This is a genomic window from Streptomyces sp. NPDC059989 (assembly GCF_042736975.1).
In the GTDB taxonomy this organism is placed as follows: Bacteria; Actinomycetota; Actinomycetes; order Streptomycetales; family Streptomycetaceae; genus Streptomyces.
This window is the reverse complement of the sequence record NZ_JBHWUO010000050.1, coordinates 43,788-54,413: the sequence shown is the minus strand read 5'-3', so window position 1 is coordinate 54,413 and position 10,626 is coordinate 43,788. Positions and strand designations below refer to the sequence as shown.

General features: G+C 73.2%; 11 protein-coding genes. 8 read left to right on the top strand and 3 right to left on the bottom strand.

Annotated features, from left to right (window positions below):
- Positions 1-272: 272 nt before the first annotated feature.
- Positions 273-743, bottom strand: coding sequence for a MarR family winged helix-turn-helix transcriptional regulator (locus ACFWBN_RS32060; RefSeq protein WP_385182698.1), 471 nt, complete (start codon positions 741-743; stop codon positions 273-275).
- Positions 744-849: 106 nt separating this feature from the next.
- On the opposite strand from ACFWBN_RS32060, the gene ACFWBN_RS32055 reads away from it, so the two are divergent.
- The 8 genes from ACFWBN_RS32055 to ACFWBN_RS32020 all read left to right on the top strand — a co-directional run bounded on the left by ACFWBN_RS32055 (position 850) and on the right by ACFWBN_RS32020 (position 9,239).
- On the top strand, positions 850-2,286 hold the full coding sequence (locus ACFWBN_RS32055) for an MFS transporter (protein WP_385182694.1): 1,437 nt from the start codon (positions 850-852) through the stop codon (positions 2,284-2,286).
- A 127-nt stretch (positions 2,287-2,413) separates the two neighbouring features.
- Positions 2,414-3,196 carry a 2-keto-4-pentenoate hydratase gene (locus ACFWBN_RS32050; RefSeq protein ID WP_385182691.1) on the top strand — a complete coding sequence of 261 codons (783 nt, stop codon included), beginning with the start codon at positions 2,414-2,416 and terminating at the stop codon, positions 3,194-3,196.
- Between the two features lie 19 nt (positions 3,197-3,215).
- Positions 3,216-4,109, top strand: a complete 894-nt coding sequence (locus ACFWBN_RS32045) for an acetaldehyde dehydrogenase (acetylating) (RefSeq protein WP_385182688.1) — start codon at positions 3,216-3,218, stop codon at positions 4,107-4,109.
- On the top strand, positions 4,106-5,137 hold the full coding sequence (gene dmpG / locus ACFWBN_RS32040) for a 4-hydroxy-2-oxovalerate aldolase (RefSeq protein ID WP_385182686.1): 1,032 nt from the start codon (positions 4,106-4,108) through the stop codon (positions 5,135-5,137). Before ACFWBN_RS32045 ends, dmpG begins: the two co-directional genes overlap by 4 nt.
- A 163-nt stretch (positions 5,138-5,300) precedes the next feature.
- A complete protein-coding gene (locus tag ACFWBN_RS32035; protein ID WP_385182682.1) occupies positions 5,301-6,446 on the top strand; it encodes a Rieske 2Fe-2S domain-containing protein in 1,146 nt (381 codons plus the stop codon).
- Positions 6,446-6,679, top strand: coding sequence for a hypothetical protein (locus tag ACFWBN_RS32030; RefSeq protein ID WP_385182679.1), 234 nt, complete (start codon positions 6,446-6,448; stop codon positions 6,677-6,679). The genes ACFWBN_RS32035 and ACFWBN_RS32030 overlap by 1 nt, the downstream gene beginning before the upstream one ends.
- Positions 6,669-7,748: a 2Fe-2S iron-sulfur cluster-binding protein gene (locus ACFWBN_RS32025; RefSeq protein WP_385182676.1), complete on the top strand. Its 1,080-nt coding sequence runs from the start codon at positions 6,669-6,671 to the stop codon at positions 7,746-7,748. The genes ACFWBN_RS32030 and ACFWBN_RS32025 overlap by 11 nt, the downstream gene beginning before the upstream one ends.
- Positions 7,749-7,958: 210 nt before the next feature.
- Positions 7,959-9,239: a Gfo/Idh/MocA family protein gene (locus ACFWBN_RS32020; RefSeq protein WP_385182674.1), complete on the top strand. Its 1,281-nt coding sequence runs from the start codon at positions 7,959-7,961 to the stop codon at positions 9,237-9,239.
- Positions 9,240-9,250: 11 nt separating this feature from the next.
- Here ACFWBN_RS32020 and ACFWBN_RS32015 read toward each other — a convergent pair whose 3' ends face one another.
- Positions 9,251-9,613 (bottom strand): DUF4180 domain-containing protein, encoded by a 363-nt coding sequence (locus tag ACFWBN_RS32015; protein WP_385182671.1) that lies wholly within the window; start codon positions 9,611-9,613, stop codon positions 9,251-9,253.
- 65 nt (positions 9,614-9,678) lie between these two features.
- Entirely contained in the window at positions 9,679-10,548 is an 870-nt protein-coding gene (locus tag ACFWBN_RS32010; RefSeq protein ID WP_385182668.1) for an IclR family transcriptional regulator, read from the bottom strand.
- Between the last annotated feature and the right edge of the window lie 78 nt (positions 10,549-10,626).

Below are 10,626 nucleotides of genomic sequence, written 5' to 3'. Positions count from 1 at the left end.
ATCGACTCCCCCTACACCGAGCCGGGGCCCTGGGACCCGCGGGGGGAGCGGGGGCGCGCAGGGGCGTCCCCGCAGGACGAGCGCGCAACCAAAGCCGCACGCCAGTGACGAGGCTTGGTGCGCGAGGACGAGGAGACGTCCCGGAGGGACCCCGCGGACAGGCCCGGCGATCGAGATCCCGCCCGGGGGGACAAACCCAAGCCTCGCCGGCGTTTGAGGCGCGGGGTCTGGGGCGGAGCCCCAGCAGCGGAGCCGCGCCCGACCACTCGGCGTCAGTCCGACAGGCGGGCCGCCGCGCGGAGTTGGCGGGTGTTGGAGCCGTGGAGGAAGCGGATCACCGTTTCCAGTTCCTCCGTGGTGAACTCGCCGCACAGTTCCGAGACCTCGCGGGCCCAGTCGTCGAACACCGGCCGGAGCGCGTCCAGGCGGTCGGGGAGTGCCTCGACCAGGATCCGCCGCTTGTCCGTGGGGTGCTTGACGCGGCGGACGTAGCCCTTCCGTTCCAGCCGGTCGATCAGGCCCGTCACCGACGCCGGGGCGAGCGCGGTGTGCTGCGACAGCTCCTTGGCCGTCAGCGGGCCGCGCTGCTGGAGCAGGTCCAGGGTCTTCGACTCCGTCGCGCTCAGCCCCTGCTTCGCGGCCGCCGCCTCGTGGAACATCACCGTCGCCGCGCTCGTCGCCCGGCCCGTCCGGTTGAGCTCCTCCAGGACCGCCGCGCGCCGAGCCTCCGCGTCTTCGCTCATGGGGTCACCGTAGCAAGAATTTAGTTCGGACGAACGAAAGAGTTGTGATCAACCGTACCCGCGTGCAAGTCTTTCGTTTGTCCGAACGAAAGACTTGGAGACCGCCATGACCCCGTATCCACGCCGCTGGGCCGCCGCCGTCGTCATGATGGTCGCCGCGCTCATGGACCTGCTCGACGTGACCATCGTCAACGTCGCCATTCCTTCCATAGGCCGTGATCTGCACGCCTCGGAGAGCGCCCTCCAGTGGCTCGTCTCCGCCTATCTCCTCGGCTTCGCCGCCACCCTGATCGTCTCCGGCCACCTCGGCGACCGGTACGGCCGCAAGGCGCTCTTCCTCGCCGGGACCGCCGGCTTCGGACTGGCCAGCCTGGCCTGCGGCATCGCCCAGAGCCCCGGCCAGCTGATCGCCGCCCGCGCCGTGCAGGGCGTGACGGCCGCCCTGCTGATGCCCCAGGTGCTCGGCTCCTTCCGCACCCTCTTCCACGGCAAGGAGCGCGGGGCGGTCTTCGGGATGTACGGGGCCGTCGCCGGCTTCGCCTCCGCCGTCGGGCTGCTGCTCGGCGGCCTGCTCACCGACGCCGACCTCTTCGGCTGGGGCTGGCGCTCCGTCTTCCTCGTCAACGTGCCCGTCTCCCTGGTCACCCTCGCCGCCGGCGCCGTCCTGGTCCCCGCCACCCGCGAGCGCGGCGCCGGCCGGCCCGACCTGCTCGGCAGCCTCGTCCTCGCCGGCGGTCTGATCGCCATCGTGCTGCCGCTGGTGCAGGGCGAGGCCAACGGATGGCCGCTGTGGGGCTGGCTCTGCCTGGCCGCCGGCGTCCTCGCCGTGGCCGGCCTCGGCGTCCTCGAAGCCCGCCGGCGCGCGGCGGCGACCGTGCCCCTGCTGCCCGTCCGCGCGTTCCGGCTGCCCGCCTTCTCCTTCGGCCTCGCCGTCCAACTCCTCTTCTCCGTCGGCATGCAGGGCTTCTTCCTGATCTTCGCGATCTGGCTCCAGGGCAGCGAGGGCTACACCCCGATGCAGGCGGGCCTGGTCACCGTCGCCTTCTCCGTCGGCGGCTTCCTCACCGCCCCGGCCGCCGACACCCTCGCCGTCCGCTTCGGCCGCCTCGTCCTGGCCGCCGGCGCGCTCATGATGGCGGGCGGCTTCGCCTGGGTCTGGTACGCAGTCGCCCACTCCACCGCCGCGCACACCGGTGCCTGGCCGCTCGTGCCCGGCCTGCTCGTCGCGGGCGCCGGACTCGGCTTCCTCGTGGTGCCGCTGGTCAACGTGGTGCTCTCCGCCGTCCCCGCCGACATCGCCGGCGGCGCCTCCGGAATCTTCTCCACCGCCCAGCAGTTCGGCGGCGCCCTCGGCGCGGCCGTCATCGGTTCCGTCTTCTTCGGCGCCGTCGCCGACGGCGGCTCCACCCACGCCCTGACCACCGCCATGCCCTGGGTGACCGCCGGGTTCCTGCTCAGCGCGGTGCTGTGCCTGGCGCTGCCCCGCACCGCCGTGTCCCCGGAGCCGCAGTCGCAGCCGCACCCCGAGACCGTGACCGCGTAAGGCCGCGTAAGAGCCGGGAAAGGCCGCCCAAGGCCTTTCCCGCTCAGCGGGAACACGGCCTCCCGCCCGCCCCCGCCCCCCGCCTACCGTCTGCCGCACCACACACCACCGCAGCCGGGAGGACCCCATGCTGAACGACCGGCACCGGCGCGAGGCCGCCGAGCTGCTGAGCGCGGCGGAGCGGCGGCGGGCCCCCATGAGGCCGCTGACCGAGCTGTACGAGGGCATCGGCGCGCAGGACGCGTACGAGATCCAACTCCTGGGCATCCGGGCGCGCTGCGCGGACGGAGCCGTCGTCACCGGGCACAAGGTCGGGCTCTCGTCCCCCGTCATGCAGGCCATGATGGGCGTCGACGAGCCCGACTACGGGCACCTCCTCGACGCGATGGAGCTCCGCGAGGACACCCCCGTCCCGGCAGCCGCGTACTGCGCGCCCCGCATCGAGGTCGAGGTCGGCTTCGTCCTCGGCGCCGACCTGCCGGGCGAGGGCTGCACCGAGGCCGACGTCCTCGCCGCCACCGCACGCGTCGTCCCCGCCCTGGAGCTCATCGACAGCCGGATCGCCGACTGGCGGATCTCCCTCGCCGACACCATCGCCGACAACGCCTCCTCCGCCGGATACGTCATCGGGGAGGGCCGCGACCCGCGCGAGCTGGACCTGAAGGCGATCGAGGCCCGGCTCGACAGCGGTGGCGAGACCCTCGCCGCCGGCCGCTCCGACGCCGTCCTCGGCGACCCCGCCACCGCCGTCGCCTGGCTGGCCCGCACCGTCGCCCGCTTCGGCGTCCCGCTGCGCAAGGGCCACCTCGTCCTGCCCGGATCGTGCACCCGCGCCGTGGACGTGGCCGCCGGACGCACGTACACCGCCGAGTTCACCGGGCTCGGCTCGGTGTCCCTCTCCTTCTCCTGAGCCCTGAGCGAGGTACCCCGTGAGGAAAGCGACCGCCGCCATCGTCGGCTCCGGCAACATCGGAACCGACCTGCTCCACAAGCTCCTGCGCTCCCCGCACATCGAGCCCCGCTGGATGATCGGCGTCGACCCGGACAGCGAGGGCCTCGCCCGCGCCCGCCGCGCCGGACTGGAGACCACCCACGAGGGCGTCGACCGGCTGCTGGCCCAGGACGAACTCCCCGACCTCGTCTTCGAGGCCACCTCGGCGTACGTGCACCGCGCCAACGCTCCGCGCTACGCCGCCCTCGGCATCAAGGCCATCGACCTGACCCCGGCGGCCGTCGGCCCCGCCGTCGTCCCGCCCGCGAACCTGACCGCCCACCTCGACCAGGCCAACGTCAACATGATCACCTGCGGCGGGCAGGCCACCATCCCCATGGTGTACGCCGTCTCCCGCGTGGTCCCCGTCGCCTACGCCGAGATCGTCGCCTCGGTCGCCTCCGTCTCGGCGGGCCCCGGCACCCGCGCCAACATCGACGAGTTCACCCGCACCACCGCGCGGGGCATCGAGGAGATCGGCGGCGCCGCACGCGGCAAGGCCATCATCATCCTCAACCCCGCCGAGCCGCCCGTCATCATGCGCGACACCGTCTTCTGCGCGATCCCGGCCGACGCCGACCGCGAGGCCGTCGCCGCCTCCGTCAAACAGGTCGCCGAGGACGTGGCCTCGTACGTACCGGGCTACCGGCTGCGCACCGAGCCGCAGTTCGACGACCCCTCTCCGCTGAACGGCGCAACGGCCCGCGTCGCGATCTTCCTGGAGGTGGAGGGCGCGGGCGACTACCTGCCCCCGTACGCCGGAAACCTCGACATCATGACCGCCGCCGCCACCAAGGTCGGCGAGGAGTTCGCGAAGGGGCTCACCGCGTGAACACGCACCCGTACTCCGACACCCTCGACATCCGGATCACCGACTCCTCGCTGCGCGACGGCTCCCACGCCAAACGCCACCGGTTCACGGGCGAGGACGTACGGTCCGTCGTCACCGCCCTCGACGCCGCCGGCGTCCCCGTCATCGAGGTCGCCCACGGGGACGGGCTCGGCGGCTCCTCCTTCAACTACGGCTTCTCGAAGACCCCCGAGCAGGAGCTCATCAAGATCGCCGCGGACACGGCGCGGAACGCGAAGATCGCCTTCCTGATGCTGCCGGGCCTCGGCGTCAAGGACGACATCCGCGCCGCCCACGGCAACGGCGGCGAGATCTGCCGGATCGCCACGCACTGCACCGAGGCCGACATCTCGGTCCAGCACTTCGGGCTCGCCCGCGAGATGGGCCTGGAGACCGTCGGCTTCCTGATGATGGCCCACTCCACCACCCCCGAGAACCTCGCCCGCCAGGCCCGCATCATGGCCGACGCCGGCTGCCAGTGCGTGTACGTCGTCGACTCCGCCGGCGCCATGGTCATGGACGAGGTCACCGACCGGGTCGCCGCGCTCGTCGCCGAACTCGGCCGGGACGCCCAGGTCGGCTTCCACGGCCACGAGAACCTCGGCCTCGGCGTCGGCAACTCGGTCGCCGCCGTCCGAGCCGGGGCGCTCCAGATCGACGGCTCCACCCGCCGCCTCGGCGCAGGCGCGGGCAACACGCCCGTCGAGGCCTTCGCCGCCGTCTGCCAGAAGATGGGCCTGCGCACCGGCATCGACGTCCTGAAGATCATCGACGCGGCGGAGGACGTGGTCCGGCCCGTCATGGACGAGGAGTGCCGACTCGACCGCATGGCCCTGCTCATGGGCCACGCCGGGGTCTACTCCAGCTTCCTCAAGCACGCCTACCGCCAGGCCGAACGCTACGGCGTCTCCGGCGCCGAGATCCTCCTGCGCGCGGGCGAACGCCGCCTGGTCGGCGGCCAGGAGGACCAACTGATCGACATCGCCCTCGAACTCGCCGCGGAGCGCTAGGGCGCGCAGCCCCGGTCCTGTGCCCGCACTTGCGGACTTGGGGCGGGCAAATCCAGCCCCGCCGGCGTTTGAGGCGCGGGGTCTGGGGCGGAGCTCCAGGACACGGCGGCCAGCCCGACCTCGAACCTGCCGTACGACACCACAACGAAGTGGAGGGCCACCGATGGCCGAAACGACCCCAGCCGAAGAAGAACCCCGCACCATCGAGGCGGCCGCAGTGCCAACCCGCTTCGCCCGCGGCTGGCACTGCCTAGGACTGGCCGCCCCCTTCCGGGACGGAACCCCCCACGAAATCGAAGCCTTCGGCACCCGGCTCGTCGTCTTCCAGGGCCAGGACACCGGCGAACTGCACGTCCTGAACGCCTACTGCCCCCACATGGGCGGCAACCTCGCCCACGGCACCGTCAAGGGCGACACCCTCGCCTGCCCCTTCCACGACTGGCGCTGGTCCGGCAACGGCCGCTGCGCCGCCATCCCCTACGCCCGCCGCATCCCGCCCCGCGCCCGGACCCACGCCTGGACCACCCTGGAGCGCAACGCCCAGCTCTACGTCTGGCACGACCCCGAGGGCAACCCGCCGCCCGCCGGCGTCACCATCCCCGAGATCGAGGGCGTCGGCAGCCCCGAGTGGAGCGACTGGAGCTGGAACTTCCTGCGCGTCGAGAACTCCAACTGCCGCGAGATCGTCGACAACGTCGTGGACATGGCGCACTTCTACTACGTGCACTACGCCTTCCCCCACTACTTCAAGAACGTCTTCGACGGCCACGTCGCCACCCAGTACATGGAGTCCACCCCGCGCGGCGACGTCGACCTCGGCACCCTCTCCACCGGCGGCGGCCTGCGCTCCGACGCCTCCTACCACGGCCCCTCCTACATGATCGACAAGCTGTGGAGCGACGTCGGCGGCGGCGTCGAGCTCGAATCGGTCCTCATCAACTGCCACTACCCGATCGACGAGAACAGCTTCATGCTCATGTACGGGGCCATCGTCAGGAAGCTCCCCGGCATGAGCGACGAGCAGGCCGCCGACGCCGCCCGCCTCACCTCCGAGGGCCTCGCCGTCGGATTCGAGCAGGACGTCGAGATCTGGCGGAACAAGACCCGCATCGACAACCCCCTCCTCACCGAGGAGGACGGCCCCGTCTACCAGCTCCGCCGCTGGTACGAGCAGTTCTACGTGGACGCAGCCGACGTCCGCGAGGAGATGGTCCGCCGCTTCGAGTTCGAGATCGACACCACCCGCGCCACCGCCGCCTGGAAGGCCGAGGTCGCCGAGAACCTCGCCCGCCGGGCCGAGGCCCCGTGATGCGCCCCCTCGTCTGCGCGGAGTGCGGCGCCGGCGTGCTGTGCGAGAAGTTCAGCCCCGCGCACACCCAGGTCCAGTGGACCGGCGAGGCCGCCGCCCTCTGCCCGCGCATCGCCGCCGAGGTGGCGTCCGGGGAGCTCAGCGCCCGCGTCCGCTCCTGCCCGGCCCTGCGCGCGAGCATCGAGGCCGCCGTCCGGGAGGGCCGTCTGGAGGTGCCCGCCGATGTCCCGTGACCACGCTTCTACGTCGGCCCGCCCGGCCCCGGTCCCGGCCGCGGCCCCGGCTCCGTCCCCGGGCGGAGCCCCCGGCACGCTGCGGGTCCGCGTCGTGGAGCGGATCCAGGAGACCCCGGAGGCCGTCTCCCTCGTCCTGTACCCGGAACTCCCCTACCGCCCCGGGCAGTTCCTCACCCTCCGGATCCCGGGCGGCGCCGCCCGCTGCTACTCGCTGGCCAGCTCCCCGCACACCGGCGAGCCGATGCGGATCACCGCCAAGCGGGTGCCCGGCGGGCTCGGCTCCGGCTGGATCTGCGACGCGGTGGCCCCGGGCGACGAGCTGGAGGTCCTGCCGCCCGCCGGCACCTTCACCCCCGGGCCCGGCGGCCTCGACCGGGACCTCCTCCTCGTGGCGGGCGGCAGCGGCATCACCCCCGTGCTCTCCCTCGCGAAGTCGGCGCTGGCGGCGGGCCGCGGGAGCGTCGCCCTGCTGTACGCCAACCGCGACCCCGAGTCGGTGATCTTCCGGGACGAGCTGTGGAGGCTGGCCGAGGCACATCCGGGGCGGCTGACCGTCATCCACTGGCTGGAGACCCTCCAGGGGCTGCCGACCGCCGTGCGACTCGGCGCGCAGGTGGCCCCGTACGCCGGTCGTGATGCCTACCTGTGCGGGCCCGGCCCGCTGATGGACGCCGCCGAGACCGCGCTCCGCTCGGCCGGGGCCGCGCCGGACCGGATCCACCGCGAGCGCTACTTCTCCCTGAGCGCGGACGTCTTCGCCCCGGGGCCGGCGCCGACCCCCGCGACCGACGGGACCACCGCCGAGGTGGAGCTCGACGGAGAACGGCACACCGTGCCCTGGCCCGAGGGGACCCCGCTGCTCGACGCGCTCCTCGCGGCGGGCGTCGCGGCCCCGTACTCCTGCCGGGAGGGGGCCTGCAGCGCATGCTGCTGCCGGGTCGTGGCGGGCGAGGTCACCATGGCCCGCAACGAGGTCCTCGACCGGGAGGACCTGGCCGAGGGCTACGTCCTGGCCTGCCAGGCACGCGCGGAAGGCCGGGCGCGGGTGCGGATCACCTACGACTAGTGCTGTGGCCGGAAAGGTTTGCCGGGTCGCGGCGTCCGGTGCGGTGCATCGCAAGGCGGAGGACCGCGGCTCGTACTGGACGTACTTGCGTGGTCCGACAACGCGGCGAGGTGCCGTGCCGGGCGCCGCGACCCGGTGAACCTTTCCGGTCACAGCACTAGCACCGGCCGGCACCGACTGGAACGGCGGGCCGCAGGGAAAGGCTTACGCATGCCTGCCGTTGTCACTCTCGCCGTCGTCGGCGCCGGAAACCGGGGAACCGGCTACGCCCGCTGGGTCCTGGCCCACCCGGAGCGGGCGAAGGTCGTCGCCGTGGCCGAACCGCGCACGGTCCGGCGGGAGAGGCTCGCGGCCGACCACGGGATCGGGCCCGGGGCGGCCGTGGGCGACTGGCGGGAGCTGGCCGCCCGCGGGCGGATCGCCGACGCGGTGCTGATCTGCACCCTGGACCGGGACCACCTGGAGCCCGTCCTGGCCTTCGCCGCGCTCGGCTACCACATCCTGCTCGAGAAGCCGATGGCGCTGACGGAGGCGGAGTGCCGGCGGATCGTGGACGCGGTGGAGGAGGCCGGGGTGACCCTCGCGGTCGGCCACGTCCTGCGCTACACCCCCTACACGCGGGCGCTGAAGGCCGTCGTCGACTCCGGCCGGCTCGGGGACGTCGTCAGCGTCCAGCACCTGGAGCCGGTCGGCTTCTGGCACCAGGCCCACTCGTTCGTACGGGGCAACTGGCGCCGCGAGGACCAGGCGACGTCCATGCTGATGGCCAAGTCCTGCCACGATCTGGACTGGCTCCAGTACGTGCTCGGCCGGCCGCCCGTCCGCGTCTCCAGCTTCGGCCGCCTCTCCCACTTCAGGCCCGGGAACAGGCCCGCCGGCGCGGCGGACCGCTGCCTGGACTGCGCCGTGGAGAGCACCTGCCCGTACTCCGCCACCCGCGAGTACGGCGACCGGCTGGCCCGCGGCGAGCACTCCTGGCCGCTGAACGTGGTGCTCGACGAGTTCACCCCGCGGGCACTGGAGAGCGCGCTGCGCGAAGGACCGTACGGGCGGTGCGTGTACGCCTGCGACAACGACGTGGTCGACCACCAGGTGGTGGCCATGGAGTTCGACTCCGGGGCCACGGCCACCTTCACCATGACCGCCTTCACCGAGCAGGCGGACCGCCAGACCCGCGTCTTCGGCACCCGCGGCGAACTGCGCGGCGACGGGCGGAGCCTGCGGGTCTACGACTTCCTGACGCGCACCGAGGAGCAGGTCGCACTGGGCGGCGACGCGGGGGCGATGGACGCGGCGGGCGGCCACGGCGGCGGCGACGCGGGCCTCATGGACACCTTCGTCGCCGCCGTCGCCACCGGCGATCCCGAGCTGGTGAAGTCCGGCCCGCGGGAGTCCCTCACCAGCCACCTGACCGTCCTCGCCGCCGAACGCGCCCGGCGGGACGGCACGGTCGAGACCGTGGGGCCGCAGCCGGCCGCCGTCGCGGACTGACCTGCGCCGCCTCAGCCCTTCAGGCGTTCCCGGAGCTCTTCGACATCGGCCAGGAACCAGGTCTGGCGTCCGCGGTTGCACTCGCGGACGAAGTCCCGCAGCGCCGAACTGGCCTCCGTGTGCCGGGAGACGTCGCCGAGGACGACGAGGCCCATGCGGTACTGGGCGAACTTCTGGATGATGTCGCCGGCGACGCGGGTGCGCAGCCGGAAGAAGGCGTCGTCGAACCGCTCGGCGGGGACGACGGCCCACTGGGCGCCCTGGTACGAGGCATCGCCGATGAGATCCAGGGCGTCGGCCTCGGCGGCGATGGGCGCGCCCACGGCGGGGTACATCATGACGGGAACGTCGTGGATGGTCTCCAAAGTGGTCATGGGGACCAAAAGTATCGGGCCCGGCCCCCTGGCGAGGGGTCGGGTCCGTGGGATATCTGTACCCGCTACATCCACTCGCTGAACCGCAGCCAGCCCATCATGTTGTCCATCGCCTGCGCGGACACCGCCGGTTCCGGATCCCGCGACGGAGCGGCCGCCGAACGCCCCGCGCGCCCCGGTCCGTACAGCTCGCGCCACACGGCCCGCGCGCACGCCGCGACCACCGGTCCCAGCCGGGCCAGTTCGCGCTCGCTCCGGCAGGAGGAGACCGAGACCGCGGCGACGGCCCGGCCCGCGCCCCGCAGCGGGGCGGCCACGCAGGAGATCCCGCGGAAGCTCTCCTCCCGGTCGTAGGCCACCCCGCGCTCGCGGGTGGCCGCCAGCTCCGAGCGCAGCGCGAGCGGCCGGATGAGCGTGCGGGCCGTGCGCGGCCGCAGCCCCTGGGCCAGGACGTGCTCCACCGCCGCCGGATCGCCGAACGCGAGCACCGCCTTGCCGGCGGCCGTGCAGTACGCGGGCATCCGCCCGCCCACCCGGGAGGGCACGGCGGTGGCCTCCGAGCCGCCGATCCGCTCCAGGCAGACCACCTCGGCCCCGTCCAGCACCGACAGGTGCACCAGCTGCCCGGTCTGCTCGTGGAGCGCGTGCAGCAGGGGGAGGGCGGCCCGGCGCAGCCGGTTGTGGTGGGAGGCCAGCGCCCCCAGCTCCAGCATGCGCATGCCCATCCGGTAGTCCCGGCCCTCGCGGTCCAGCCAGCGCAGCTGCACCAGCTGGTCGAGGATCCGGTGGGCGGAGGAGCGCGGGATTCCGGAGCGGCGTACGACCTCGGTGAGCGAGAGCCGCGGCTCCGGACCCTCGAAGGCGCCCAGCACCCGCGCGGCCTTCTCCAGCAGCGACAGCGGTGCGAGCGCGGACTCCATGACCTGGTCAAGCACGAGGAACCCCCTGCGTGAGGCGTTGGGGCGACCCTGCCACGGGCCCCGGGGCGGAGGGAAGAACCCGGACCGAGGTAT